The organism is Helicobacter sp. NHP19-003 (genome assembly GCF_019703305.1).
Lineage (GTDB): Bacteria > Campylobacterota > Campylobacteria > Campylobacterales > Helicobacteraceae > Helicobacter > Helicobacter gastrocanis.
The window spans coordinates 1,277,835-1,302,786 of sequence record NZ_AP024814.1; the positions used below are offsets into that span (position 1 = coordinate 1,277,835).

At 49.3% G+C, this 24,952-nt stretch carries 28 protein-coding genes and 3 pseudogenes; 18 read left to right on the forward strand and 13 right to left on the reverse strand.

Annotated elements, in window-relative coordinates; genetic code table 11:
• Positions 1-257: 257 nt before the first annotated feature.
• Positions 258-2,792: a flagellar hook-associated protein FlgL gene (flgL, locus tag K6J72_RS06580; RefSeq protein WP_221279298.1), complete on the reverse strand. Its 2,535-nt coding sequence runs from the start codon at positions 2,790-2,792 to the stop codon at positions 258-260.
• A 123-nt stretch (positions 2,793-2,915) separates the two neighbouring features.
• Between flgL and rplU the strand changes: the two genes are divergently transcribed.
• The 9 genes from rplU to K6J72_RS06625 are packed head-to-tail and all read left to right on the forward strand — an operon-like array spanning position 2,916 to position 10,398.
• A complete protein-coding gene (gene rplU / locus K6J72_RS06585; protein WP_221279299.1) occupies positions 2,916-3,230 on the forward strand; it encodes a 50S ribosomal protein L21 in 315 nt (104 codons plus the stop codon).
• A gap of 11 nt (positions 3,231-3,241) precedes the next feature.
• Entirely contained in the window at positions 3,242-3,502 is a 261-nt protein-coding gene (rpmA, locus tag K6J72_RS06590; protein WP_221279300.1) for a 50S ribosomal protein L27, read from the forward strand.
• Between the two features lies 1 nt (position 3,503).
• Positions 3,504-5,066, forward strand: a complete 1,563-nt coding sequence (locus K6J72_RS06595) for an ABC transporter substrate-binding protein (protein ID WP_221279301.1) — start codon at positions 3,504-3,506, stop codon at positions 5,064-5,066.
• Positions 5,066-6,070 (forward strand): ABC transporter permease, encoded by a 1,005-nt coding sequence (locus K6J72_RS06600; protein ID WP_221279302.1) that lies wholly within the window; start codon positions 5,066-5,068, stop codon positions 6,068-6,070. The genes K6J72_RS06595 and K6J72_RS06600 overlap by 1 nt, the downstream gene beginning before the upstream one ends.
• Positions 6,070-6,924 (forward strand): ABC transporter permease, encoded by an 855-nt coding sequence (locus K6J72_RS06605; RefSeq protein WP_221279303.1) that lies wholly within the window; start codon positions 6,070-6,072, stop codon positions 6,922-6,924. Before K6J72_RS06600 ends, K6J72_RS06605 begins: the two co-directional genes overlap by 1 nt.
• Positions 6,925-7,782: an ABC transporter ATP-binding protein gene (locus K6J72_RS06610; RefSeq protein ID WP_221279304.1), complete on the forward strand. Its 858-nt coding sequence runs from the start codon at positions 6,925-6,927 to the stop codon at positions 7,780-7,782. It abuts the gene before it with no gap.
• Complete coding sequence (locus tag K6J72_RS06615; protein ID WP_221279305.1) at positions 7,776-8,546, forward strand: ATP-binding cassette domain-containing protein; 771 nt, start codon at positions 7,776-7,778, stop codon at positions 8,544-8,546. The genes K6J72_RS06610 and K6J72_RS06615 overlap by 7 nt, the downstream gene beginning before the upstream one ends.
• Before the next feature lie 14 nt (positions 8,547-8,560).
• Complete coding sequence (obgE, locus tag K6J72_RS06620) at positions 8,561-9,526, forward strand: GTPase ObgE (protein WP_221279306.1); 966 nt, start codon at positions 8,561-8,563, stop codon at positions 9,524-9,526.
• Positions 9,526-10,398 (forward strand): bifunctional riboflavin kinase/FAD synthetase, encoded by an 873-nt coding sequence (locus K6J72_RS06625; protein ID WP_221279307.1) that lies wholly within the window; start codon positions 9,526-9,528, stop codon positions 10,396-10,398. The genes obgE and K6J72_RS06625 overlap by 1 nt, the downstream gene beginning before the upstream one ends.
• A 203-nt stretch (positions 10,399-10,601) precedes the next feature.
• Here K6J72_RS06625 and K6J72_RS06630 read toward each other — a convergent pair whose 3' ends face one another.
• Entirely contained in the window at positions 10,602-11,867 is a 1,266-nt protein-coding gene (locus K6J72_RS06630) for an RNA-guided endonuclease InsQ/TnpB family protein (RefSeq protein ID WP_221279308.1), read from the reverse strand.
• A 64-nt stretch (positions 11,868-11,931) separates the two neighbouring features.
• Here K6J72_RS06630 and tnpA point away from each other — a divergent pair, with 64 nt between their 5' ends.
• The 7 genes from tnpA (at position 11,932) to K6J72_RS06665 (ending at position 16,602) form a co-directional block, all read left to right on the forward strand.
• A complete protein-coding gene (gene tnpA / locus K6J72_RS06635) occupies positions 11,932-12,360 on the forward strand; it encodes an IS200/IS605 family transposase (protein ID WP_034376438.1) in 429 nt (142 codons plus the stop codon).
• A gap of 375 nt (positions 12,361-12,735) precedes the next feature.
• Complete coding sequence (locus K6J72_RS06640; protein ID WP_221279309.1) at positions 12,736-13,653, forward strand: phage protease; 918 nt, start codon at positions 12,736-12,738, stop codon at positions 13,651-13,653.
• On the forward strand, positions 13,622-14,281 hold the full coding sequence (locus K6J72_RS06645) for a hypothetical protein (RefSeq protein WP_221279310.1): 660 nt from the start codon (positions 13,622-13,624) through the stop codon (positions 14,279-14,281). The genes K6J72_RS06640 and K6J72_RS06645 overlap by 32 nt, the downstream gene beginning before the upstream one ends.
• Positions 14,281-15,645 (forward strand): polymorphic toxin type 50 domain-containing protein, encoded by a 1,365-nt coding sequence (locus K6J72_RS06650; protein WP_221279311.1) that lies wholly within the window; start codon positions 14,281-14,283, stop codon positions 15,643-15,645. The genes K6J72_RS06645 and K6J72_RS06650 overlap by 1 nt, the downstream gene beginning before the upstream one ends.
• Positions 15,645-15,875: a hypothetical protein gene (locus tag K6J72_RS06655; RefSeq protein WP_260320558.1), complete on the forward strand. Its 231-nt coding sequence runs from the start codon at positions 15,645-15,647 to the stop codon at positions 15,873-15,875. Before K6J72_RS06650 ends, K6J72_RS06655 begins: the two co-directional genes overlap by 1 nt.
• Before the next feature lie 44 nt (positions 15,876-15,919).
• The gene (locus K6J72_RS06660; protein WP_221279312.1) at positions 15,920-16,057 is read left to right on the forward strand and encodes a hypothetical protein; all 138 of its coding nucleotides are present in this window, start codon (positions 15,920-15,922) and stop codon (positions 16,055-16,057) included.
• Between the two features lie 41 nt (positions 16,058-16,098).
• Positions 16,099-16,602 carry a DUF1804 family protein gene (locus K6J72_RS06665; protein ID WP_221279313.1) on the forward strand — a complete coding sequence of 168 codons (504 nt, stop codon included), beginning with the start codon at positions 16,099-16,101 and terminating at the stop codon, positions 16,600-16,602.
• A 30-nt stretch (positions 16,603-16,632) separates the two neighbouring features.
• Here K6J72_RS06665 and K6J72_RS06670 read toward each other — a convergent pair whose 3' ends face one another.
• Positions 16,633-16,797: a hypothetical protein gene (locus K6J72_RS06670; RefSeq protein WP_221279314.1), complete on the reverse strand. Its 165-nt coding sequence runs from the start codon at positions 16,795-16,797 to the stop codon at positions 16,633-16,635.
• A 38-nt stretch (positions 16,798-16,835) separates the two neighbouring features.
• Here K6J72_RS06670 and K6J72_RS06675 point away from each other — a divergent pair, with 38 nt between their 5' ends.
• Entirely contained in the window at positions 16,836-17,066 is a 231-nt protein-coding gene (locus K6J72_RS06675) for a hypothetical protein (RefSeq protein ID WP_221279315.1), read from the forward strand.
• A 147-nt stretch (positions 17,067-17,213) separates the two neighbouring features.
• Here K6J72_RS06675 and K6J72_RS06680 read toward each other — a convergent pair whose 3' ends face one another.
• Both K6J72_RS06680 and K6J72_RS06685 read right to left on the reverse strand, forming a co-directional pair.
• Positions 17,214-17,636: a phage virion morphogenesis family protein gene (locus K6J72_RS06680; protein ID WP_221279316.1), complete on the reverse strand. Its 423-nt coding sequence runs from the start codon at positions 17,634-17,636 to the stop codon at positions 17,214-17,216.
• Positions 17,637-17,765: 129 nt separating this feature from the next.
• A pseudogene (locus tag K6J72_RS06685) lies at positions 17,766-18,479 on the reverse strand (RNA-guided endonuclease InsQ/TnpB family protein); the annotation flags it as partial.
• Between the two features lie 129 nt (positions 18,480-18,608).
• On the opposite strand from K6J72_RS06685, the pseudogene K6J72_RS08655 reads away from it, so the two are divergent.
• Positions 18,609-18,802, forward strand: a pseudogene (locus K6J72_RS08655) (hypothetical protein).
• On the opposite strand, the pseudogene K6J72_RS06690 reads toward K6J72_RS08655, so the two are convergent.
• The 8 genes and pseudogenes from K6J72_RS06690 to K6J72_RS06725 all read right to left on the reverse strand — a co-directional run.
• Positions 18,747-19,331, reverse strand: a pseudogene (locus K6J72_RS06690) (RNA-guided endonuclease InsQ/TnpB family protein); the annotation flags it as partial. The pseudogenes K6J72_RS08655 and K6J72_RS06690 overlap by 56 nt on opposite strands.
• 124 nt (positions 19,332-19,455) lie before the next feature.
• On the reverse strand, positions 19,456-20,073 hold the full coding sequence (locus tag K6J72_RS06695) for a hypothetical protein (RefSeq protein WP_221279318.1): 618 nt from the start codon (positions 20,071-20,073) through the stop codon (positions 19,456-19,458).
• 9 nt (positions 20,074-20,082) lie between these two features.
• A complete protein-coding gene (locus K6J72_RS06700; protein WP_221279319.1) occupies positions 20,083-21,024 on the reverse strand; it encodes a hypothetical protein in 942 nt (313 codons plus the stop codon).
• A 9-nt stretch (positions 21,025-21,033) separates the two neighbouring features.
• Positions 21,034-21,957: a hypothetical protein gene (locus K6J72_RS06705; protein WP_221279320.1), complete on the reverse strand. Its 924-nt coding sequence runs from the start codon at positions 21,955-21,957 to the stop codon at positions 21,034-21,036.
• Between the two features lie 170 nt (positions 21,958-22,127).
• The gene (locus tag K6J72_RS06710; protein ID WP_221279321.1) at positions 22,128-22,925 is read right to left on the reverse strand and encodes a hypothetical protein; all 798 of its coding nucleotides are present in this window, start codon (positions 22,923-22,925) and stop codon (positions 22,128-22,130) included.
• Entirely contained in the window at positions 22,922-23,212 is a 291-nt protein-coding gene (locus tag K6J72_RS08470) for a hypothetical protein (protein ID WP_260320559.1), read from the reverse strand. Before K6J72_RS08470 ends, K6J72_RS06710 begins: the two co-directional genes overlap by 4 nt.
• A 529-nt stretch (positions 23,213-23,741) precedes the next feature.
• Positions 23,742-24,122 (reverse strand): hypothetical protein, encoded by a 381-nt coding sequence (locus tag K6J72_RS06720; protein WP_221279322.1) that lies wholly within the window; start codon positions 24,120-24,122, stop codon positions 23,742-23,744.
• Between the two features lie 415 nt (positions 24,123-24,537).
• Entirely contained in the window at positions 24,538-24,897 is a 360-nt protein-coding gene (locus K6J72_RS06725; RefSeq protein WP_221279323.1) for a holin, read from the reverse strand.
• Positions 24,898-24,952 lie beyond the last annotated feature (55 nt).

A 24,952-nucleotide genomic window follows, 5' to 3' on the forward strand; every position in this document is an offset into this window, starting at 1 on the left:
TGCTTTAACCATGCCCGCTCTCATCAAAAGCCCCGCTTTTGCTCCTTGGTTTTGGGGAGACAAGCAAAGCTTACAGCTTTAAGCGTTAATGTGGCAGGAATCTAGCCCACTAAGAGCAATCTCTATTTTGCAAAATTTAAAGCTTTTGTGGCAAAAACAAACCTATAAAGACCTGTATGTATAGTTTTTATAGATTTTGTCTTGTTGTTGCTAGCCCCCTAAGCCACTTTCAAAGTAGGGGACCAAAGCCCTATGGCTTACATGTAATTTGTCAAGCTCATTTGGTTGATTTTGCTCGCTGAGGCTAAAGAGGCATCGTAATTGTTGCGCAGTTGGGCGAATTTATTGTAAGTTTGGGCGACATCGGTACCTGTGGTGTCGGCGCGGATCGACTCGACTTGGTTTTTCAACACTTCGTTGCGGCGCATGACATGGGAGAAGTTGCGGCTGTGCGCCCCATTGGAGGCGATGATCTTTTCAATGTGGTCGCTCAAGTGGTCGATCAAGGCGATCCCATTTTGTATCCCTATGTTGCGTATTTCAGGCCCATAACCCTGCAAACTATCGGGGCGGTCGATCCCCTCACTCACCGCTTCAATCACTTGGTCTAATTGTTTGAAAAAGTGGATATGGGGGGTGTCGATCGTGGGGGCGTTGTTGGCATTTAGGCGGATAGCGGGCGTGTCGCGTCTTAAACTCTCAGGGCTAAAGTCGCTCGCCTTGTTGTCGTAAAACATGAATTGCATGGGGGTTTTTGAGTGCATTTTATCGTGGACTTGCACTTGCCCGCGGTCGTTGAGGCGGACATCTACCCGATCATCGGCTTGTTTTAAAAGGGACATGAAGGCATCCTTGCTCGCTTGAGAGGGGGCACTGCTTTGGGCTTGTTCGTATTCTTTGGGATCGCTGTTGCTGAAGTTAAAGGCTAAAGTCATCGCGTCCATCAGCTGGCGGTAGGTGAAATCATTGGGTTTGGTGAGTGTGGGGGTTTTGTCATCGCGATTGTAAAGGGGGATATGATACACCCCCCCGCCTTTTTTAGGCAAGTCTAAAAACGCCCCTCCGGGGCTTAGGTGCAAATGGGCATTGACATCCACGCCATTATTGTCTTTAAGCACCATGGTGTAGTCTTGTTGGGTGATCTTCGCGCCCATTACAGAAGCTAGGGTGCTTGCTCCTGTGGCGTAGTCCATGCTCTTGGGCACGATTTGGGACACATTGCTGTGTAAATACGCCCCTTGCCGGCTGAAGTAGGTTTGTTTGTAGGTGTCGGCATAATCTAGGGGCAAAGCCTTGGTGGGCATACCCTTTGCGTCTAGGCTGGTGATTTTAAGGCTAAAGCCACTCTCGCCATCAAAGGGAGGCTTATTGCTATCATGTGCCTTGTTGCGGACATTGTTGTCCACGATTCTTAAATGCCCATCGTTAGAGATCTCCACATCCAACTTGCCCCCAAAGTGGCTTTTAATCCCATCCATTAAGTCCTGCATGGTGGTGTTGGGGGTGATGGCTAAGATCAAAGGTTCTAGGGGAGCTTCATCGATCGTGCCATCGGGCTTGTTCGGGCGTGTCCCCTCAAACTTCAAGCTAGCCACACTAGGGCCTAGTATGTCTTTTAGGGGCGTGTTTCTCGTGGCTGGGGTGTTGTCCTCTGTGGTGATGAAGGCGCTTTTAATGTCGTGCATGCGGTGATCGTAGGGGTAAAGCGTGCTTTGCAAGCTCTCTAGCGAGCGGTTAGCCACAAACGCGCTTTTGACATAGGTGCTCACTCGAGCCCCACTGGTGAATAAATCATTTAAATCGTCTACGCTTTTCTCACTAGAAACCATATGAAAGTCCAAAGTCGCCCGCCCCGGGGTCAAATCCCTGATCTCAATCTCCCCCCACGCGTTTAAAGACACCTGCACGACTTGGTTTGTGGAGGTGTTGCCATACGCCTTGCCGATTTGATCGAGCAAATCTTGCACCCTTGTGGCATCGGCTTTGTTTTTATAGCCCTTATCCAGCGCAAACTTCGCTTTAAAGGCGCTGCCATCGGGGCGCACCCCTTGCAGATAAAAAACCTCGGGCTTGTCGTTGCTCGGATCGTTGTCGGTATCGCCTATGAGATCGCGTAGCGTGTCTTGGGCGTTGATGTAGACTTCTTGCGGGTTTTGGGTGCGGTTGTAAGAGTCCATGATGCCTGGGTGCAACTTGCTTTGGTTGAGCTTTTTAATGTTGGCAGTGATGATTTTTTGGTGATCGACATCTTTACCCAAAAAGAGGTTTTGCCCGCTGATATTGTAAGGGACTAGATTATTCGAGCCGATCAGGGCGTTTAAATTTTCATTGTTGCCGTAGTAATTGCCCGCTTTATCAAAGGGGGGGCGGTCGACCTTGCTCCCACCAAAAATATACTCGCCCCCCACAGAGGTGTTGGCGACATTGATCATGTGCTCTTTGAGTTTTTGCAAGTCTAGGGCGATGGCTTGGCGGGAGGTCGTGGAGTGCACATCGCTGGCGGCTTGGATGAGTTTCGTTTTAAACTGCTCCATAGTGCTGGAAAGCTCGCTTAGGGCTTTGTCGGTGTTGAGCGTGGAGGTGTAGGCGCTTTGGGCAACATCGTGGGCTTGGTCTAGCGTGTTTGTTTCAAAGCCATACTTCAAATTTTGATTATTGACTTGGCTGTCTTGATAGCCGTACTCGGCTTTAAGCCCTGAGGCGATTTGGTTGTTGGCGGTGTTGAGCTTGTTTTGGAGCGCATTTTGGTAATAGTTGATTTGGTTGTAGCGGTTGCCATCGGTGATGCGCATAAGACTTCCTTTCGATTCTCTGCCACCAAACATGCAATATATATACCACTTCGTTAAGGTAAACTTTTAGGTTTCTTATGCTAGAATGGAGGCTAATTTTAATTTCTAATTTTAGGCGGAGATATGTTTTACGCGGTCTTTAAAAATGGGGGCAAGCAGTACAAGGTACAAGAGGGCGATGTTGTCTTGCTAGACAGGCTGGGTTTAGAGTCTAAAGCGCATTTTCAAATCCACGAAGTTTTAGCCATCTGCCAAGAGGGGAAAGTTTCTTACGGCAGCCCCTTTTTAAACGGGGCGCAAATTGAGGCAGAGGTGATCAACGAGGGGCGGGGCAAAAAGGTCGTGATCTTCAAAAAACGCCGCCGCAAGGACAGCAAAACAAAACGGGGCTTTCGCCGCGACTTCACCCGCGTAAAAATCACAAAAATCGTAGCATAAAGGATTAAAGCATGGCACACAAGAAGGGACAGGGCAGTACACAGAATAACCGCGACTCTGCGGGGCGCAGATTAGGCATTAAAAAATTTGGTTCAGAATTTGTGAGGGCGGGCAACATCATTGTGCGCCAAAGGGGCACAAAAGTACACCCTGGCAAAAATGTGGGGCTAGGCAAAGACCACACCATTTTTGCGCTCATTGACGGCATCGTGCATTTCAGCCACAAAGACAAGCACCGCAAACAAGTTTCAGTCTTCCCTAAGTTAGCTTGACATGAGAACCCTGACCCTTTTTTGCCTCAGCTGTTTGTGCTTGTGGGCTAAAGAGGGCGGGACTTTGATTTACGCAAGGGGGGCAGATGGCTCTGGGATGGACCCCGCCTTAGTTGTGGATGGAGAGAGTTACGCCGCCACTTGCAATATTTACGAAACTCTTGTGCGCTTCAAGTATGGCTCTACTGAGATTGAGCCGGCCTTGGCTGGTAGCTGGGAGATTTCTAAGAACGGGCTCACCTACACCTTTCACTTGCGCCATGGGGTTTACTTCCAAACCACCCGCTATTGGGATCAAAAGTCCGAACTCACTGCTAAGGATGTCTTGTTTTCCTTTGAGCGGCAGATGGGGAAAGTGCCCTACTACAAGGGGGCGAAGTCCTATGGCTATTGGGCGAGCATGGGCATGTCCTCCATCATTAAAAAAATTGAAGCCCTAGACAAATACACGGTGCGCTTCACTTTAAAACACCCAGAAGCCCCCTTTTTGGCGGACTTGGGCATGGACTTTTTAAGTGTACTGAGCGCTGATTACGCCGCCCACTTAAAAAGCCTGAATAAAGAGGACGAGCTCACGAGAAAACCCATAGGCACGGGGCCCTTTAAGTTAGCGACTTGGTTTAGAGATGATAAAATTGTGTTGCTAAAAAATACCGACTATTGGGGCCCTAAGGCACATTTAGACCGGGTGGTTTTAAGGGTGATTCCCAACCCTTCTGTGAGGGCTTTGGCACTGCAACGAGGTGAGGTCTCCATCATCAGCGCGCCTAATCGCAATGAAATCCCCCGCTTGGCAAGCTTGCCCGGGGTAGCTGTGGATGAAAAGCCGGGGCTTTTTGTAACATGGATGAGCCTTAATTTAGAAAAAAAGCCCTTTGATAACCGCCTCGTGCGCCTAGCCATCAACCATGCCATCAACACACCGGACTATGTCAAAATCGTGTATGAAAACTACGCCACACCGGCGATCAATCCCATGCCCCCCTCCATGTGGGGCTATAACAAGGACATCAAACCCTATGGTTACGACTTAAAAGTCGCTAAAGAGCTCTTAGCCAAAGCGGGCTATGCCAATGGTTTTGAAACCACGCTTTTCACCGCCTCTAAGTACAACAAACAGGCCGCCGAATTTGTGCAAGCGCAGCTGGCGAAGATCGGCATTAAAGTGAAAATTGAGTTTTTTGAGTGGGGGACTTACCTGAAAAAAGTGGCGATGGGCGAGCATAAAATGGCGTTCAGTGGCTGGAAGGCAGACACGCCTGACCCAGACAACTTTTTGTATATTCTATGGAGCAAAGAGGCGGCGGCAGAAATCCCTACACGCAACGGCTCTTTTTATAAAAGCGATGTCTACTCTAAGCTGGTCACAAAAGCCAAGTATCTTTCGAACCAAGCCAAACGCACTGCCCTTTACCAAAAAGCCCAAGAGGTCTTCCATGACGATGCCCCCTGGGTGCCTTTAGCCTACCCTTACAGCATTGTGGCGCGTCTTAAAAGCGTACAAGGCTATCAAGTGAGCGGGGTGCAGATCAACCGCTTTGCCAATGTTTATTTCTCTAAATAATGTTGCTCTTTTTACTCAAACGGCTTTTATGGACGATCCCCACTTTGTTTGGGGTAAGTGTTTTAGTCTTTTCTATGGTGCATTTGGTCCCGGGCGATCCAGCCCTTGTGATTTTAGGCGAACATGCCAACAAAGAAGCCTTAGAAGCCTTAAGGGAGCAAATGGGCTTAAACAAGCCCTTGTTAGAGCAGTATTTGAGCTATATGGACCATATTTTACACGGGGATTTAGGCATCTCTTTGGTGTCGGGCGAGAGTGTGCTAGAAGCCTTTTTACAGCGTTTCCCGGCGACTTTAGAGTTGTCTTTAAGTGCCCTGCTCATCGCGATTGTCATCGGGCTAGCCACGGGCATTTTAGCCGCCATTAAACGCTACAGCCTCTTTGACAACCTCAGCATGGGTTTTGCACTCGCCGGGGTTTCCATGCCCGTGTTTTGGCTAGGGCTCATGCTCATTTACTTTTTTAGCGTGAATCTGGGCTGGTTCCCTGTCTTTGGGCGGCTCAATGATGCCTACTATTTAGACGGGCCCACGGGGTTTTATTTGATCGATAGTTTGATTGCCGGCAATTTGCCCGCTTTTTGGGACGCTTTGCGCCATTTGGTGCTGCCTAGCATTGCTCTAGCCACCATCCCCACCGCCATCATCGCGCGCATGACAAGGACGAGCATGCTAGAAGTCTTACAAGAGGATTATGTCCGCACTGCGCAGGCGAAGGGTTGTGCCCCTTGGCGTGTGGTGCTGATTCACACCCTAAGAAATGCCCTAATCCCTGTTACAACCGTGGTGGGGCTCATGCTTGCCGGGCTTTTAGCCGGGAGCATTTTAACCGAAACCACCTTTTCGTGGCCCGGCGTGGGGCGTTGGATGGTCAATGCCCTCAACCAAAGGGATTTTCCCATCATCCAATCCTCAAGCCTGATTGTGGCGGTGATTTTTGTGGGGGCGAATTTGGTCGTGGATATCCTCTACGCCTGCATCAATCCGCAAATTAGGCTAAGTTAGTGGAGCGTTTTAAGGTTTTTTGGGAGAATTTTAAACAGAATAAAGCCGGTTTGGTTGGGCTGTTTCTGCTCGCCATTTTAGCGATCTGTGCGCTCTTTGCCCCGATCTTAGCCCCCTACGATCCCACTTTGCAAGATGCAAAAACACGACTGTTAGTGCCTTTTTTTGTAGAAGGGGGCAGTGGGACACACTGGCTAGGCACGGACGATTTGGGGCGCGACATCCTCTCTCGCTTGCTCTATGGGGCGCGTATATCTCTTACCATCGGTGTGGTGGCGGTGGGGATTGCCGTGTTCTTCGGAGTCATTTTTGGGCTTTTGGCAGGCTACTTTGGCGGTTTAGCCGACATGCTGATCATGCGTTTCATGGATTTAATGCTCTCCTTGCCTTCCATTTTACTCATCATCATCGTGGTGGCGATCTTAGGCCCCTCTCTCACAAATGCCATGCTCGCCATCGGGATCGTGGGCGTGCCCGGGTTTGCCCGCATTGTGCGTGCCAGCGTGCTGGCTGAAAAGCAAAAAGAATACACCCAAGCCTCTAAACTCAATGGTTCTTCGCATTTGCGTTTAATGTTCGTGGTGATCTTGCCTAATTGCACCGCCCCTATAGTTGTGCAAGCCACCATGGGGCTTGCCGGCGCTATTTTAGAAGCAGCAGGCCTTAGCTTTCTAGGGCTAGGGGCACAACCGCCCAGCCCCGAGTGGGGCGCGATGCTCATGGACGCTTTGCAGTTCATCACCACTGCGCCATGGACTTTGGTGTTCCCCGGGTGCATGATTTTTCTAACCGTGATGGGCTTTAACCTTGTGGGCGATGCGATCATGGACGCGCTCGATCCTAAAAGGGTTTAAATGACAAATCTCTTAGAAGTGATCGATTTGCAAACCTACTTTTCCACCAAACACGGGCTGATCAAAGCCGTAGATGGGGTGAGCTTTTCTGTGGCACCCGGGCAGACCGTGTGTTTGGTGGGTGAGAGTGGGAGTGGCAAGAGCATGAGCGCATGGTCTGTCATGGGGCTTGTCAAACCCCCGGGCAAGATCGTGGGTGGGCAGATTTTTTTTAAGGGGCAAAATCTCTTGGAGTACAGCCCCAAACAAATGCAAGCCCTACGGGGCAGCCAAATTGGCATGGTCTTTCAAGAACCCATGACAAGTCTAAATCCCAGCTACACCATTGGCTTTCAAGTCGCCGAGGTCTTTAAAATCCACCAGCCCACCCTAACCAAAGCCCAAATCAAAGAAAAAAGCATGCAAGCCTTAGGGCAGGTGGGGCTAGGGGCTGAAAAGTTTAATGCCTACCCCTTCAACTTGAGCGGGGGGCAACGCCAAAGGGTGGTGATCGCGATGGCGATGGCGTGTGCGCCGGATTTACTCATTGCCGATGAGCCCACCACCGCCCTAGATGTTACGATCCAAGCCCAGATTTTAGATTTAATGCAAAACTTGCAAAAGAGCAAGCAAATGGCGATGCTGTTCATCACGCATGATTTGGGCGTGGTGGCACAACTTGCCGATGTCGTGGTGGTGCTTTACAAGGGCGAGGTGGTGGAGAAAGCCAGCGCAAAAGACCTATTCAACGACCCACGCCACCCCTACACAAGGGCACTACTAGAGGCGATCCCCAAGCCCGGACAACGCAAAGTACGCCTAGCCAGCGTAGATGAAAACATAAACTACCTAGACTTCCCCAAAGAGATCCGATGCTAAGAGCAGAAAATCTTAAAAAATCCTATGGGGCGTTTGAGGTGCTAAAGGGGATCAACTTCACTCTAAAGCCCCAAGAAATCCTAAGCTTGGTGGGCGAGAGTGGGTGCGGCAAGAGCACGGCGGCTAAGATTTGTGTGGGGATGCACCCAGCCAGCGGAGGCGAGGTGTTCTTTGAGGGCAAGCCTTTAAGCAAATTTGGGGCTAAAGAGTGGCGCGCTTACCGCCAAAGCGTGCAAATGGTGTTTCAAGACCCCTACTCTAGCCTCAACCCCCGTTGGCGTATCCAAGACATCATCGCCGAGCCCTTGCTCTTAAACACGAATTTAAGCAAGAGTGAAAGACGCAAACGGGTGCTAGAAATCATGGCGCAAACGGGGCTGAAAGAAGAGTGGGCGACAAGGTATCCGCACCAATTCTCCGGCGGACAACGCCAAAGAGTGGGGATTGCAAGGGCGTTGATTTTAAAGCCCAAGGTGCTCATTTGCGATGAGCCCGTGTCCGCTTTAGATGTGTCGATCCAAGCACAGATTTTAAATTTGCTCTTGGATTTGCAAGCCCAGCTGGGCTTAAGCTATCTTTTTATCAGCCACGATTTGGGCGTGGTGGAGCACATCAGCGATCGCATTTTGGTGATGGAGGGGGGCGTGATTGTGGAGGAGGGGAGCATAGAGAGTGTGCTAAGCGATCCTAAGCACCCCTACACGAAAAAGCTTTTAAACGCCGTCCCCCATCTAGATAAAATGTTGCAACGATTTCAAGACTAATTCAAGGGTTTTTCATGTTTGTGGATTGCGTGGAGATCAGCGTAACTTCGGGCAAGGGCGGAGCTGGCTGCGTGAGCTTTAGACGAGAGAAATTCGTCATGGAGGGCGGGCCAGATGGGGGCGATGGGGGCGATGGGGGCGACATTGTCTTTAAAGTGGATAGCAATAGCGACACCTTGAGTGCCTTTAGGGGCAAGAAGCACTACAAAGCCCAAAATGGCGCGCCCGGTGGGCCCAAAAATTGCAGCGGCAAGAGAGGGCAGGATTTAATCATTTCTATCCCCCCCGGCACACAGATTTTTAACAGCGGCACGGGGGAGTTGCTTTGCGACTTAATAGAGAGTGGGACGCAGACGACCTTACTAAAAGGGGGCAAGGGGGGGCTTGGCAATGTCCGCTTTAAGAGCGCGTCCAAACAACGCCCCACCTACGCCCAAAAGGGCATGGCGGGGGCGAGCCTAAACTTGCGCCTAGAGCTCAAACTCATTGCCCATGTGGGCTTAGTGGGCTTTCCAAATGCCGGCAAAAGCACGCTCATTAGTGTGCTCTCCAACGCCCGCCCCAAAATCGCCCCCTACGCCTTCACGACCCTAATCCCCAACTTAGGGGTGGTGCAAGCCGGGCAGTTTCAAGAATTTGTCATGGCAGACATTCCGGGGATCATTTCAGGGGCGAGTGCGGGCAAGGGTTTGGGGCTGGACTTTTTACGCCACTTAGAACGCACGAAGTTTTTACTCTTTGTGCTAGACACCACCCACGACATACACGAGCAATACACGCAACTACGCCACGAACTAGCCCATTTTTCTAGCGCGCTTGCCCAAAGGGATTTTGGCGTGGCTTTAAACAAAATGGATGCAGGGCAAGTGCCTGAGTTTCACGCCCCAAATGCCCGTTTTGTGTTGCCCATTTCTGCCGCCACCACTGAGAACACAGGGCAGCTGTTGCAACTTTTAGTCCAAGCCTTGCAACTCTCTTAATGTCCGACTTTTTAGCCCATGACTTTTTAGACAACAGCAGCACGAGCCTAGCCATCGGCAAGTTTGACGGCGTGCATTTGGCACACCAACAGCTCTTAAGCCTACTGGACACCAAAGGGGCAGTGTTGATTGTAGATTGGCAAAGGGCAAAAGAGGTGCTGACCCCCCTAAAAGAACGCATACACCTATTGCAAGCATGTGCCAAAGAAGTTTATTTCTTGCCTTTAGAAAGGGTTTGCACCCTCTTGCCCTCTGAGTTTTGCATGCTCTTGTTGTCTAAATGCCCGCATTTACAAAAAATCGTGGTGGGCTATGATTTTAAATTTGGGGTGCAACGGAGCGGCGATATACACACCTTAAGGCATCTGTTGCCTCCAAATATCCGCTTAGAGGTTTTGCCCGCCTTTAAAATCAAGGGCATGCCCTTACACGCCCGCCATATCCGCACCTGCATTAAACGGGGCGAAGTGGGGTTGGCTTGTCAATTTTTAACCCGTCCCTTTAGCCTAGAGGGGGTGGTGATCTCAGGGCAACGCTTAGGCAGCGCACAACTTTACCCCACGCTCAACATGGCAATCCCCCCAAATGCCCTTTTGCCCGCTTTTGGGGTGTATGCCGTGCGGGTCAAATTTGCCGACAACCCGGCGTATTTTGAGGGCGTGAGCTTTTTAGGCGAACGCCTTAGCACAGACCGGCACCTAGCCCTAGAAACCCACATTTTAAACACACAAATCCACACCCCCCCCCTTTTTATGCAAATCTCTTTTATCCAAAAGATACGCGACAACGCCTTTTTTGACAATTTGCAAGAGCTGAAAATGCAAATTAGCACCGACATAGACAGGGCAAAAACACTCTTAAAGCCCGGGTAAGAGTAAGTTTGTTAGATTTTTAACCCTATTCCCACAAATATCCCTAGCAAAACCCTACACTAACGCAGTTTGCAGCACACGCAAATATCAGCGGAACAAAACACACGCCCCAAACTTAAGCTCCAAACTTAAACCCTAAGCTCCATTACCCTTGAAGGTCTATGGGCCATCACTGCTGGTGGGGGATTTGAAAAATCGGTGAATCACCCACCCGCTAAAGACGGGTGGGCTTCTTGCTTCAACGATCCATAACTAGCAGTATCCAGTATGTAGCCATACTTGGTTACAGCCCCGTTAGCGGAATCTCCACAAGCGTAACTTCGGGTAATCCCTACCCTAGTTTTATCTACCTTGATAGCGTGTCGCTCATCTAGCATTCCCAAAGCATAGTTTCTGATATTGATGCTAGCGTTTAGGTCTCTGTGGTGGTATGTTTGACAACAAGGGCAGATAAAATTTCTAATAGGCAGTGGCTTTTTACCTGTGTTGCTCCCACAGGTCGAGCAGATTTGAGAGCTAGGGAAGTATTGGTCAATTTTGATAAGGGTTTTACCCTTCCAACCAGCCTTATATTCTAATAGACTAATGAGCCTAGACCAGCTGGCATTGGCAATGCTCTTAGCTAGTTTGTGGTTTTTGACCAAATTCCTAACTTTCAAGGTTTCTACTGCTATCAAATCGTATTGATTGGTTATCTCATTACTGATTTTATGTAGGTAGTCCTCTCTGCTATTCCTGATAGAAGCGTGGATTTGTGCCACTTTCTTGGCTTGTTTTTTTCTATTACTAGAACCTTTTAGTTTCTTAGACAATCTCCTTTGCGCTTTAGTGAGTTTGGTTTGTAGATTCTGGAAAAACTTTTTATAGGGATAGAGCACGCCACTACTGGCTATCACTAAAGACTCTAAACCCATATCTAAACCCACAGCTTTTTTGATAGTTGTGGGTTTAGGTTCAGGCTCATTATCCTCATAGCTTATAGAGAGATAGTATTTATCTGCTACGCAAGAGATAAACCCCTGTTTGACGATAGAGTTTGTAGGCAAATGCCTATGAAACTTGGCTTTAATAGCTTCTTTGAATTTGGGTAGCTTGACTTGGTTGTTGCCTAAATCCATCTCTAAGTGTTGCGGGACACAGAAAGACTGCTTCGCATGCTTTTTAGATTTGAATCTAGGATAATCTGCCAGCTTAGAGAAAAACCTATCAAAGGCTGTTGTCAGCTGTCTTAGTGCCATTTGCAAGCTTTGAGAGTTGCATTCACTTAGGTAAGCGTAAGCCTCTTGTTTTTTGAGAGTAGTGAGCGCCTTTTGCATGCTAAAGTAATTTTCTCTAATGCCTTGTGCGTATTGCTTTTGGCGGTATGCTAAAAAGTAGTTATAGACCACCCTAGCACAGCCAAAGTGCTTGTGTATCAAGGTTTTTTGCTCTATGGTGGGATAAATTCTAAACTTTATTGCTTTAAGCAATTTCTTACGCCTTAACTTTACATCATTATAACATAATTTTATAAAATATTTTTGAGGTAGAGCTATGAAAGAAAACCATTACAAACTCAAAGGCTATTTGTCCACAAACAGGAGCAAACATAATCTAAAAGCCCATTTGATTTTAGTGTGTAAATACAGAAAAAAGTTGCTCGTAGGAGATGTGGCTATTTTTATAAAGTCTGTGCTTGAAGAGATAGAGGAAAGTTCAGATTTTATCATCATAGCAATGGAGACAGATAAAGATCATCTACACCTGATGATTCAATATATCCCTAGGGTGTCTATCAGTTCCATTATCTTGCGGATCAAGCAGATGACTACTTATAGAGTTTGGAGAGAACCAAGATTTATCCCGTTCTTACGCAAGCATTTTTGGAAAGAACAAAAATTTTGGACAGATGGATTTTTTGCCTGTTCCATAGGAGAAGCTAACCCAGAAACCATCAAAAGATACATAGAAAATCAAGGGTAGGGGGCATTCATCCCACCCGCTAAAGACGAGTGGGATTTCTGCCGGAGAGTCTTAAAGAAGCCAGCTTGTTAGAAGGAACCCCGCCTGCGCCTTGCAAGCGGGGGGAGCCTAGGCTACCATTCTACTTTGAGCTTGAATTTTAGCCCAAAAGCAGAAAATTTTAGGTAGAATACCCTAGAGCTTCCATCATGTTTCTCACACATGACGAATCTCCGTTATAAGCTGTGCCCCCTAAAGGGGGCTCTGTATTCTACCCCAATCCCCCTTAAACCCCCTTCATAAAAACGCTTATCGCGTCTTCATAAAAACGCTTATCGCGTTTTTTTCACAAACAAAAGCAAAAAGCCCTTTGCCCCTTGTGCTAGACTTTGGGCTATGGAAATCATGCTCACTCCCCTTGGCGTTGTCAAAGGCTTAGATGGGCGAGTCTTTCGCATCGACCCCTCCGTGTTTGAGCGACTCAAAGCCCACCAATTAGACATCCCTGTTGACATCGAGCACACGGGGGGCGCGGTAGGCTGGGTCAAAAACGCCACCCTCACGCGCAAAAACAACGCCATTTACGGCCAAATGGAGCTAAACCCCCCACACACGGGGCTTTTAAAGGACAAGACCTACCGCTATTTGAGCCCCACCTACCTTGTGGATAGCACAAACGCCGTGCAGACCATCGTCAGCCTAGCCCTCGTCAACACCCCTAACATCTTAAAACAGGCCTTAAACAACATACAAGGAGAACTGATGGAATTAGACCCCACACCACCCACGCAAGACGCGCCCCAAAACGCCAGCACGCCCCAAGAAGCCCCCCAAGAAGCCCCTAAGCAAGAGGGCCTAGAGCTTAGCGCCAACACGGCTAGCCTCTTGGCCTCCATCGCCGGGCAAATCGCGCAAATCCAGCAGACTTTGGGCAAAATCCCCCACGCCCAGCCAAACAGCACCCAAGCCACAGCCACAGAGGCCAAAGATGCCGAAATTGCGGACTTGAAGGCGCAAATTGAGGCCTTGAAAGCGCAAAACGCCAAAGAAGCCCAAGCGGCCAGAACTAAGCGCATCGACAGCCTGCTGGCCAGCAATGCGATCTTAAAGCATAGAGAGGCGGATTTAAGGGGCTTTGAGGGCTCGGCCGAGAGCTTTGAATCGTTTGTGGAAATCTACAAGCTGGAGGCCAACGCACACAAGGGCATTGCCTTTAACAGCATGCAAGAGCCCCCCGCCCAAAGTGCCCTAGAGCAGGAAATCGAGCGTCAATTAGGGGCGTTTGGCTTTGTTGGCTCCCCTGCCAAACATTGAGCAAGTCCCCCAAGAGGACATCGATGATGCCAACTTTGTCCTCACGCTAAACACGCTTGCAAACAACTTTGCCTCCCTGCAAACCTACACCGCCCTAAACCCCCCAACCAACACCCAATCCCTGCCAAGTTTGATCCCCCAAAGCCGCCCCACCTTCTTGCCCCGTTTAAGAGCGGGCATCGCCCAGCTAAACGCCGCGATAGACTCGTTCAACGCCCGTTTAACACGGGGTTTAGCCCCTTTAGTTGTGCACGCATCGTTGCAAAGGCCCACGGCATACACGCTTGCCACCGATGGGCTTTTCATCGAGCACACACAAATGGCGTTGGGTTATTTGTTAGCGCCCTTGAGTGTCGGGGATGGAAACTTAAGCCTGTGGCTGGGGTATTTTGTGGGCTGTTGGGGCGTGCTCTCTGTGCGCGTGGCCTCTCCATTTGCCACAAAGCCCATCGACTGCACAATCAGCCTTAAAACCCCCACACAAACCCTTTGGCAAACCCCCCTAAAGGGCACAGGCAGTGTGTGTGCGCGCCAAATCGTGCGGCTAGAGGCAGGGGCGGTGCTAAGCATTGAGGGCGATGAAACCTTCTGCCTCACCCAAGTGCTCATCGATTTCGCGCGCTTTTAATGCCCTTCATCGAAGCCATCGACTCTTTAATGGCGCGTGAGCCCACGCTCATACCTGACGGGGCTAGCTTTAAGTTTAATGAGTATTTAAGGGTGTTTGCCATTTCTAAAGTCGCCCGCTTAGACATCATCCAAGACACGCAAAAGGCTTTAAAAAAAGCCCTAGAGCAGGGCTTGAGCGCACAGCAATTTTTAAAAGCAAACCCCAACTTAGTGTCCAAAATTGGCAAGAAAAGATTAGCTAGGGTTTTTGCGCACAATCTCATCTACGCCAACACACGGGGAAAAATGCTCCGTTATGAGTCCGCCCCGCCCATTCAAGATTCCAGCGATGGGGACGGGTGGTATTTCGTGTTCCACAGCCGCCACGACAGCCGGGCACGGCATTTAGAATTTGACGGCATTTGCCTACCAAGAAAACATGCCCTTTGGAAAACCCACACCCCGCCTTTGGATTGGGGCTGTCGGTGTGAGTTGCAGATGTGGAGTGAAAGGCAGATCAAGGCTAAGGGGATAGAAGTTACTAAAAACCCGCCTAAAGGTAGCGCAAAAGAACCCGGGCATTTTGAGCCAGACGCGCCCACATTTATTAAAAACTTGCTTTCTAGCAAAAGGCAATCGTATAAGGACAACCCACAGGCGTTAAAGGTGTTGGACAAGATCGATGCAAACGCCAAGAATCAACAGGCGTTATTTGAGCGTGTCGCCCCCGCCTTTTTAAAAAACACCTTGCTTCACTTAGGAAAATTAGCCCAAGCAAATTGTTTTTTAGACCCCAAAACCTTTAAAAAGTTGGACGCTTTTGACGCATTTTTGGCTTTAGAGGCCATGCAAGACAAGCGCATTAAAGTCTTGGATAAGATGGCGTATTTTTTCAACGCCCCCTTGCAAAGGTGGTATCAGCTGGACTTAACAGAGCCCAACACCACCATTTTAAAGCGAATCCCCAAAGGTCCCGTGGATTTAAAGATTGAGCAGTTGGCTAAATTGCAAGAAGGGGAAGATGACCAACAAGCCCAAGCTAGGATCCTTAAAGCCCTTGAGTTTTGGCAACCCATCTTAAACTTAAACGACAAACAAGACCGCCACATGCAAGGCAATAAGAATTACACGCTAGGGCGTGGTTATTATGAAGCCCCCCTTGATGCCGATAGGGTCAAACCGCTGTTTAAACATGGTAAATTTCTTTGGACTATGGACGGCGATTGGGATAAAAAGATTGTCATCACCCACCCCGACTTTTACGGCGTGCATGTGCCCAATGGCGACTTAAGCCAAGCTAAAAAAACACACAAAAGTAAAGTCCATTTTGCTAATGATGGCTTTCATATGGTACCCTACATGAGCAAGGATAAGGAGAAGTGATGGACATTTTTAGCGTAAAACAATACCAAGATTGGGTCGTGCAGCTTGTCGATTCTAAAGGGAGAGTAAAAAAAGGGGTTTTTATTGGTTACGATGGTCCAAACTATGATGAATATGAAGAAGAGGATAGACTTTTGTTGTTGGTGAAATGTGGGATTATTTGCTACAAAGCCCAAGACATCGCCACATTCACGCCCATACGCAAAGCCACAGAAGAAGAAATGCGCTAACGCCATTTAGATACAACGCCCTTTACGCCAACACACGGGGAAAAATGCTCCGTTATGAAAACGCCCCGCCCATTCAAGATTCCAGCGATGGGGACGGGTGGTATTTCGTCTTTCATAGCCGGCACGACAGCCGGGCACGGCATTTAGAATTTTTGACAAAACAAAAGAAAAACCCATACTAAAACTTAGATTAAAATGTCCTTAAAAACAGAAAGGACATGTGATGCACTCCATCTTGGGCAACCGCAATAACTTGATCCTCGCCGAGAACATCCGCACCCTGTATTTGCAGGGCAAGAGCTATGAGTACATCTGCCAAACGCTGGGCGTTTCCAAAAGCACCATCAACACCCACCGCAAGCGCGCCGCCAAAGAGGGGGACGATTGGGACACGCTCTTGCTCTTAAACCGCCGCAACACCCAGAACATCGCGATGAGCGAGGCCTACTTTGTGGGGCGGCTCATCGATGGCTTTGAGGCTCAGCTGCTCCACACCCCCGAGCTTTCTTTAAAAGAGCTGGCCAAATACACAAAATTGTACTTCCAACTCAAATCCCCCAAGAACACAGACGACCTGCGCGCCAAAGAGCAACAACACGCCAACACCATGCGCACGATTAAAGAAATCGCCCACCTTGCCCTAGAGTGCAACAACCGCGCGGTGGTGGAGTTTTTGAGCGCGCATGCCGATGCGATCGTCAAGGCGGTTTTCAAAACACAAAAGTGAGCCCCCCCGCTTAAAGCGATGGGGCTAAAGTTAAATCTCTTGAAATTGCCCCACAAGCCCCGACCTCCCCTCAAACAAGCCCAACACACAGCCCACCCCCAAAGTCGCTAAAATAAACGCGCCTAAACGGCAACTAAACGCTATGACAAGAGGGGGCAAAACCCAGCCAGCCAAAAAGAGCCACCTAAGCCCCATTTAATCCCCCAAAGTTATAATGTTTAAAGGGAGAGAAGATGGGCTACAAAGAGCGGTTAAAATTAGAGTTTGACCTTATGAAAGTCTTGGTGGTGGTTTTTTTGACGGCGTTGTTTAGTGCCACGGCTTATGGGTTTGTCCATTACGACACCTTGACCCGCACGCAGTTTGTGTTTTTTTGCTGTGGGCTGGGTTTTCTCATTGTGGGCTTGTGTGTGTTGTTCACAAAGGCCTTTAGCATTTTGCGCAAGATGGAAAGGTTGGAATGATGGGACAATTTTTATTTGGACTTTTTGGGATTCTTGGATTTGTGGGGCCTGTCTTTTATTTTCTGTGGCTTTTGGATCGGGACGAGAAAAGACGCGAAAAGGAAGAAGCCGCCAAAAGGAAAAGTAGCCCCTAGCTTTAGCTCTGTGTCAACGCCGGATTAAGGTGGTCGCCACTTGTTTGAGGATTTCCTGTCCGCCAAGACCATCGGGGGCCAGAAGCGCCTCGATCTCTTGGTGCAAATGAGGGGTGGGTTTGCCCGCATCGTCAAAGGGCAGGTAACGCCGTTGGGGGATGTTCCTTCGCGGGTAACCAAGTTGGTGTACCCGCGCATAGGGCAAGTTCACCTGTGTGCGCACAGACTGCCCCACAATGTCCACCCGCGCCGAGCTCCGCAAAAGCCCCGTTTGCTCCAAAATCGGCTTATAGGGGTAGCGCCGCCCGGCCAACGAGGCGGGTTTGAGGGCTTGCCACCTTTTCAAGGTGAGGGGGTCTCTTTGTTGCTCGAAGCTTTGGCGAATCTGCGCCTCCACGCAATGTTTGATCTCGTGTAAAAGAATGCTTGTTTCCATGTCCAAAAAACCTGTGAATCTAAGTTTCGCTTAAGCCAACTATGCTTACTATTCCTTTGCCGCCGTTTTTTGCAACCTTTGGCCTTCTTAACCTTCCGTTCCTACAAACCTATAAAACCGCATAAAATCCTATAAAATCCTATCAATAGAAAAAAATTTAAGCGGTTTTTGTTGTATTCCTGTTTCAACCATGCTAGTTACTAGCTGACTTTTTGACAAATCAACCAATAGAGCCGTCATGTCCGCAGGCGTAAATTCAGTGGGAACTCCACTTACTAAATGCTTGACAAGATTGACACTTGCGTTAAAATCTCTATCCATTGCCATACCGCAAGCATCACACCTATAAACTCTATCGTTTAGTGTTAAGTCCGCCTTTTTATTGCCACAATTAGAGCAAGTTTTAGAGCTTGGATAAAAGGCATCGGCTCGTAAAATTTCCCGCCCATAATACTTCGCTTTATAGTCCAAAAGCGTGTTAAAAGCGGAGATACTGACATCGCTAAGGGCTTTGGCTAGTTTGGAGTTTTTAAGCATATTCTTTACTTTTAAACTTTCTAGGCAAAGGGTTTTAGCGTGCCTAATTAGGGCGGTGCTTAACTTGTGTAAAAGGTCTGTGCGTATGTTGGCAATACGGGTGTGTAATCGATTCAGCCGCAAGCTGGCTTTAAGAAAATTAGCGGATTTTCTAGTCTTATCACCTTTGGTTTTCGGGAGGCAAGCAGAATGCTTGCTTTTCTTAGAAACTTGCCGACTAAGTCTTTTAAGCCGTCTTGTCAGCCTATTTAAGGGCTTGGGGGCGAAAATTTGTAAGCCATTAGATAGACTAGCAAAGGCTTTAAGCCTTCTTGGCAGAAATCCCACTCGTCTTTAGCGGGTGGGATGAATGCCACTAATTCGTGATACAATATCTCCATACATTTGTATCTACGGCAGGAAGTGCCGAAAGTTACGCCTTTGGAGATACGATGTGTGAGACCTGTAGGGAATGCGTTGGAGCTCAAACTCTGTAAAATCCCTACTATAGGGCACAGAGCGAGAACCAAACTCTCCCTACGGGCAACATCGGCCAAGGAAGCCAAAATGTCTTTAGCATTTGGGTACTTCACTCCCGGTATCTACGCCTAGCGTGTGGTTATTCTTTATGGGCTTATGCGTGCGGTTAAACTCCTCTTGTGTAATGTCTGTTTGGATTGAAACAAAAAACTTATCGCCTCTTTGCGTGATGGTCGCCCCATTGATTTTACCTTTAAGTCTTAGTTTTTCGGTCATTTTGATTTTAGGCAAATTGGGGATTTTGAGATAATCTTTTGTGTCGCCTTGAATGACTTTAATGGCATCGCCCCCGATGTAAAAGCTCCCTTGATATTCTCTTTTGCGTTTAAAGCGGGGGTAGCTCACCTTGCCAAGTTTTAAATCTTTAAAGAATTTTTGAAACGCTAAGTTTAAATGTATGAAAGGCTGTGCTGTAGCATATTTGGTAACTTCGTACACGAAAGGGTAAGTTGTTTTTTTAAGGGCGTTAAACTCTTTCTTTAGGGCAAAGTGGTTAGATTTTATGCCATTTTCGTAGTTTTCTTTCCATTTTGCCAAGCCCCAATTATAGGCTAATCTAGCACAGCCCATCGCCTTTTTAAAATGGGTTTGGGATTTGTTGTTGGGCTGTAATTCAATCTTGTGGCTTAGGGCAAACATTGCGGCTATTTTAGCAAATTTTGGGGTGTTTTTTGTGGTGATAACCTATAAAGAATTTGTATAGTTTTATAGATTTTTATAGATTTTATGTTGCTGTTTCTAGCCCCTCCTAACCTTAGCCCCACTAGGGGCCAACATTTTCGTGCAACACCCCCTCTGTGAGCCCCGCAAAGCCTTTGTAAAGCTCGAGCAAAAACCACTTGTCAAAGCCGTGTTCGGCCGCCCAATCTTTCAGCACTAAATAATCCAGCCACACGTGCACAAGCCCACTAAAGCCCTCGATGTCAAGGCGTGTGGCCAAGTTAAAGCCCTGCAAGATTTCTAAGATTTCGGGGTCGTTGCTGTGTGTGGGGGCCAAGAGCTTGGCCCCGCTTAAGAGCAAGGCCTGCTCTTTGACTAGGGCTTCAAGGGTGCTTTTTTTTTGGCTAAAAGCGCTCTTGAGCGCCTCGTCTGTGAAGTTTAAAAACTCGGCGGTTTTGCCATTGGCCTTCAAGTTTTCTAAAAATTCCGCCTCCTTGCCTGCCTCCTTGTGGCTGGTGCAGACCAAATTTTGCGCGATGATCGTGTATTGGTGCTCGATGAAGGCCATCATCCCAAGGGGGGTGTCGGCGTTCTTGGCCAGCTCTAGGCTCTTTTGTTCTTGTGGGTCATTTTTGGCGTAAAAGCGAAAATCGCATTTCACGCCCTCTAAATCCACGCTAAACTCCATGAAATTGCGCTCCAATTTAAAAACTTGAGTCATGAAAAGCTCCTATGATCTTAGTGAGGTTTGTGTGATGTCGGTGGCAGCGAGCCACGCCTTAAAAGCGCAAATGGCCGTAGCGGCCTCTTGCGCTGGGGGCTTTTGGATGGGATATCGACTATCATTAAAGAGGGGGTCGTAGTCTGTGGGCAGGGGGTAGTCTCCTGCCAGCGCAGGGGCCGCCTCAAAGGCGTGCTTGATGAAGGCGTTGTCGGACAAGATTTGGGGCAGGTTTTTAATCTCAAACACACAAGAGGGGTCTTTTTGCATGGCCTGCAACTGCGCGCGCATGGCCTGTGCGCTGGCCGCATTTTTGAGCATGTCAACTCGGATGGGAAGCGCGCTCAAATCACACCCACTCACCCCCTTATTGTAAGCAAACGCCCACAGCTTGGCCAAGTCTTCAAGCGGGGGGGTGTAGTGCCGGATAAAGGCGTTGAAGAGCACGGCGACCTTGTCTTGGGCCCTTTTCTGGACTTGGCGTTTTGAATCGGTGTCTAGCATCGCTTGGGGGGCAGTGCAAGTGAACCACTCCTCATAGCTCAAGCCCAGCACACTGTGATTAAAGTACACATTGACACACGCCCCCGCTTGATTCATTTTTTGATCTGCCTCTTGGGCGTGGGTTGTGAAATAGTTCACCGCGTTTTCGTAATCGCTTTGGCCTGTGAGTTTGTGGTAGATGAAGTTGCTTAAAAGACGCTCCAAACCGCCCCCAAACTCTGTGATGGGGGCGAAGTCCACGCCCTTTAGGGCATTGGCGCACAACGCAACCGCGCTGAGGGCATCCAAGCCCTGCATGTAGGCGCTAAAGGCCTGATCATTGAGGTTCACCTGCTGGCCGTATTCGTGAAATGCAGGGAAATTGAAAAGCCCGATCACGCGATCCATCATCGAGCCGATCGCCCCTTGGCGATCTTGCAATTTTTGATAAACTTGTGTTTTTGTCAAGCAAACTCCTTACATGATGTCTATTTTGTCTAGCCCCACGAGGCTTAAATCCGCCCACGAAAGCCACGCCCTAAACCCGCTAAGCACCGCGCGCGTGGTTGCATCATCTAGGGGCACCTGTAGGTCATTTCCTGCGAAAACGCCCCCCACGCTGGCCGTTTGCACAAAGTCCGGGGTGATGGGCGGGCAGGCGCTCAAGACCTCCCTTTGGAAAAACAAGCGCTGCGCCATGCCAAAAAGCACGCCCAAATCAAAGACCCGATGCGCGCCCATTAAAGAAACGACCACCCCCTGCTGGCGATCCACCTCTTCAAACGATTTAAGAATTTGGGCGCGCAGTTGGTCCACCACCTTTGCAGGCCCTAGCATCTTAGCGCGGATCATCACCGCCTCATCTAGGGTGCAAGAGGACATTTGGAGTGGGAGATTCTGGGGGTCCGCACAAAGCTGGGCCCCATAGGCCTTAGCCCCGTCTAGGGGTTTGATGTGGTGTTTGCAAAAAACGCCAAAGCGCGAGGCGATGGTGGCCATCTTGCTCTCCAGCGCCACGCCCGCCGGGCCCTGTGCGGCCTGTGGGTCCATCAAATGCAGCATCGATGCGTGCCATCCTAGCCCATTTTCTAGGTAGTCGTTGATGGCTAGCCGGGCCAAATCCCATTTGCTTTGGCTAAACCACGGCTCATCCTGCGCGTGCTGGGCATACAAGATGGGCAAGACATAAAGGCCTTGTTGGTAAAGGGCATTGCCCACCAACGCAAGCTTATTGCTAAACACCACCGCCAAAAGGGGGGCTAGATCGCAACCTGCAAAGGCGCGGAAAAACAACGCCAAGATTGTGATCGAATCTAGGCCGTTTAAAAACGCTTCAAAATCCTGCAGATTTTGCGCATCTACACGGGCACTGCTTGTGCCCTCTAGATATTGCAAGCACACCGCGCCCTCGTAGTCCACGAAGGAAAAAGGCCGAAAATCCAGCCCCAGCTCCACACAATCGCGCGCGCGCTGGCGCGCTTTGGGTCAAGAGCCGTTGCACCCGGGCGCGCATCGATTGCAGGGCGCAAATCCGCCTGTCTAAAATTTCTAAAATGCGCTCTTGGGGGGTTTTATCCATGCACTGCTTGGACATCCAAGCTGGGTTCTAAGGCTTTTGTCCTGTCCCTGTTGGCTTGGACTTGGGAGGCCTCAATGTGCCCTGCGCTGATGGCCGCGTTTTCCAAGTTCTCCACCATCGCCTCCAAATCGTTGTCATCGCTAGGCGCTTTTGCAGAGGTGGGGCTGGGCTGGGGGCTGGAGGGCTTGGGCTCGGACATTTTAGTGGGGCTGGGCGTGGGCGCGTCTGACTCGTCCACAGAGTAGTAAGTGTACACGCCCTGATCACTGGCCACACACGCGCCGCTCAAACTCAACGAACTAAACTCTTCAGCCAAGAGGTTCAAGTCGCCATCTAAACTCAAATTGACCTCGTAAAAGATCGCATGCACACTCCTGCCCATCACGGGCCGTCCGATGAACTCCAAACGGCAGGCGGCCTGCTCGCTTTTGCTGCCCGCTTGTAGGCTTTTGATGGTGGTGTCCTTCGTGGCCACGCCCCCATAGGGCAGGCTTTCGCCCTTTTTGACGACCGATTCGTGCACATAAGAGCCCAGCACAAGGCTTAAAGCCTCGATGCTGAAGTTGTTCCCCTTGATCTTTAGGGTGGTGTTTTCCTCCGTGATGACTTCGGCGAGTTTCTGCTTCGCCCCATTGGCGCGGGTCCAGGCCGTGGTCTTTTGGCTGTCCTTGCTGAGCGTGAGCTCCAAACACCCAATGTCGATCCGCTGGGTTTCATCAGCCACGCCATTAACAAGGGGGATCACAAACAGCGATCCGCCCCCGAAATACAAATTGTCTTTTTGACTCATGATGCTCCTTTGTTTTGAGGTTGCTTGCCCTCTTTGCAAAAGCGCAAATCCTGCTCTAGCATTTCGGTGTAGATCAGCAAGACTTGGATGTTTGCGCTCAAAGAGGGGCTGGAGAGAGAGGGGCGCTCTAGTTTGGGGACATTGCACTTCACGGGCACGAACACAGGCCGATACACGCGCATACAGCCACAGCACAAAAGCCCCAAAAGGGCGATGGCGGCTTTCAAGCTATAATGGGGACGGATACCATGTCGTTTCTCTTTTTGGGTATTTGGAGAACGGCGCATCTTGCGCATCAGGGTTAAGGAGAGTAGCGGGCGACCTCCTAGAAAGGAGAAACGCCATGAAGTTCTTAATGCTTCTCGTGGTGATAGCGGCTTTACTACCCATGCCGCTATATTAGCCCGAAAGGGGGGGCTCGCCTTAGGGCGGGTCCCGCCACGAGAATCATTGTATCCTTTAAAATCTAAAGAAACCATTAACGGGAAACTCGCGTTAAAGAAACGCCTCGCGTTTCTGCGCGCATACAGCCACACAAGAGCAGACTTAAGAGCAAGCTAGAATTTAGACATTTTGAGTAAAATGAAAACCGCACAAAGGTGAATCTCCTAATGGCAGTTGGAGTACTAAAGCAAGATGCTTTAGGGGTTGGGCGCATAGTGGGTGATGCGCTGATAGGAGGTTTCACAATGCGCAGAATGCTGGCAATGGTTCTTTTAGCCATGCCATTACACTGATGAAACGCCCCCCGCTTTAGGGGGGTCCCGCTATGGCCATTGTGCCACCGCAAAACTTGCAAAACACTTAACCCAAGCATTAACGGCCTCGCGTTAAAGAAACGCCTCGCGTTTCTGCCTTAAATGTCTGCAAATCCTGCGCGATTTGGCTTAACTCTTGTTGCATTTGCACACAAGCTTTGGCCGTGGGGTTAGATTTGGGGGCGGTGGGGTTGTGGTGAGTTGGCCTGTGGCGGTATTTGCTCTCAATGGCTTCTTTAGCCGCTTGCAAATTCTCAATGTAGGTTTCTGTGGCGAGGTTTTGCTCCAAAATGGCCGCATTTTGCGCCTCTATGGCCGCCTTGCAAGTTTCGCGCTCCACCAAGAGCCTTTTTAAATACCAGCTGCACGCGCCCAAGGCCCCCAACAAAAGGGCTAGCGCTAGGGCAATGCCGATGCTCTTGGTGTCGATGCTAAACATGGAGGCCTACCTAAACGCCGCCCAAACAAAAAAGAGCAACACCGCGCCTAAAGCGCTGCATAAGAGGATGATCACTTTTTTAGAGTCCATGTTTTTCCTTTTGACATTGATTAAGTGGGGATTTTGTGTGGTTTGTGTATAGTGGGATTGAGCGGATACAAGGCATTTTCCCCTTTCGGCTACTTTGGATAACGCAAGGCGTTTTAGGCAGCGAAGGCATAGAACTAGCGGGTTAGGGCAATGTAGGGGAAGGCATTCCAGAAGGGAGAAATGCCATGAAACTCGTTTTTGTCTTGTTTTTGGTGTTTGTGGTGTTAGCCGCGCCACTACACTAAAGGCTAGGGGGGTCCCCTTCGGGGGACTGGACTCAAGACGAGTTGATTGTATCCACTCCCAACTAAAAAACCCTTTAAACTCATTTTTCCGGTGCGCCTTTGTCGATTTTTGCGCCTAATTTGCGCTCTAAAAGCCGCAAGGCGTAATCGCTCACCACCTCTGCTCCGATGTAACCAATCCCCCCACTGATGGAGATGACCAGACTTGTGGGCAGGTGAAAGTAGTAATTGATGATCTCAAAGCTGATCCAAGTGGTGAGCATAGAAGAGCCCACGCCCCAAAAGATGTAACGAGCCTTGTCGAGCGCGCCGTTGAAGTTCTCGTTTTTGATGGTGCGCAACACAAAGAGCCAGCCCACACAAAACCCCACCACCAGCATGAAAAAATAGGGCAAATACTCTTTCACCGACAAGCCTAAAATGACTAAATCCTGTTTCATTTCTCATTTTCAAGGCCGTAGTTGCGGTCGATCTTGTTCTCGATGACATCTAAAT

Coding starts and splice junctions, on each gene's coding strand:
- flgL (WP_221279298.1), bottom strand. CDS start 2,792: ATGCGCATCACCGATGGCAACCGCTACAACCAAATCAACTATTACCAA.
- rplU (WP_221279299.1), top strand. CDS start 2,916: ATGTTTTACGCGGTCTTTAAAAATGGGGGCAAGCAGTACAAGGTACAA.
- rpmA (WP_221279300.1), top strand. CDS start 3,242: ATGGCACACAAGAAGGGACAGGGCAGTACACAGAATAACCGCGACTCT.
- K6J72_RS06595 (WP_221279301.1), top strand. CDS start 3,504: ATGAGAACCCTGACCCTTTTTTGCCTCAGCTGTTTGTGCTTGTGGGCT.
- K6J72_RS06600 (WP_221279302.1), top strand. CDS start 5,066: ATGTTGCTCTTTTTACTCAAACGGCTTTTATGGACGATCCCCACTTTG.
- K6J72_RS06610 (WP_221279304.1), top strand. CDS start 6,925: ATGACAAATCTCTTAGAAGTGATCGATTTGCAAACCTACTTTTCCACC.
- K6J72_RS06615 (WP_221279305.1), top strand. CDS start 7,776: ATGCTAAGAGCAGAAAATCTTAAAAAATCCTATGGGGCGTTTGAGGTG.
- obgE (WP_221279306.1), top strand. CDS start 8,561: ATGTTTGTGGATTGCGTGGAGATCAGCGTAACTTCGGGCAAGGGCGGA.
- K6J72_RS06625 (WP_221279307.1), top strand. CDS start 9,526: ATGTCCGACTTTTTAGCCCATGACTTTTTAGACAACAGCAGCACGAGC.
- tnpA (WP_034376438.1), top strand. CDS start 11,932: ATGAAAGAAAACCATTACAAACTCAAAGGCTATTTGTCCACAAACAGG.
- K6J72_RS06640 (WP_221279309.1), top strand. CDS start 12,736: ATGGAAATCATGCTCACTCCCCTTGGCGTTGTCAAAGGCTTAGATGGG.
- K6J72_RS06650 (WP_221279311.1), top strand. CDS start 14,281: ATGCCCTTCATCGAAGCCATCGACTCTTTAATGGCGCGTGAGCCCACG.
- K6J72_RS06655 (WP_260320558.1), top strand. CDS start 15,645: ATGGACATTTTTAGCGTAAAACAATACCAAGATTGGGTCGTGCAGCTT.
- K6J72_RS06660 (WP_221279312.1), top strand. CDS start 15,920: ATGCTCCGTTATGAAAACGCCCCGCCCATTCAAGATTCCAGCGATGGG.
- K6J72_RS06665 (WP_221279313.1), top strand. CDS start 16,099: ATGCACTCCATCTTGGGCAACCGCAATAACTTGATCCTCGCCGAGAAC.
- K6J72_RS06670 (WP_221279314.1), bottom strand. CDS start 16,797: ATGGGGCTTAGGTGGCTCTTTTTGGCTGGCTGGGTTTTGCCCCCTCTT.
- K6J72_RS06675 (WP_221279315.1), top strand. CDS start 16,836: ATGGGCTACAAAGAGCGGTTAAAATTAGAGTTTGACCTTATGAAAGTC.
- K6J72_RS06680 (WP_221279316.1), bottom strand. CDS start 17,636: ATGGAAACAAGCATTCTTTTACACGAGATCAAACATTGCGTGGAGGCG.
- K6J72_RS06695 (WP_221279318.1), bottom strand. CDS start 20,073: ATGACTCAAGTTTTTAAATTGGAGCGCAATTTCATGGAGTTTAGCGTG.
- K6J72_RS06710 (WP_221279321.1), bottom strand. CDS start 22,925: ATGAGTCAAAAAGACAATTTGTATTTCGGGGGCGGATCGCTGTTTGTG.
- K6J72_RS08470 (WP_260320559.1), bottom strand. CDS start 23,212: ATGCGCCGTTCTCCAAATACCCAAAAAGAGAAACGACATGGTATCCGT.
- K6J72_RS06720 (WP_221279322.1), bottom strand. CDS start 24,122: ATGTTTAGCATCGACACCAAGAGCATCGGCATTGCCCTAGCGCTAGCC.
- K6J72_RS06725 (WP_221279323.1), bottom strand. CDS start 24,897: ATGAAACAGGATTTAGTCATTTTAGGCTTGTCGGTGAAAGAGTATTTG.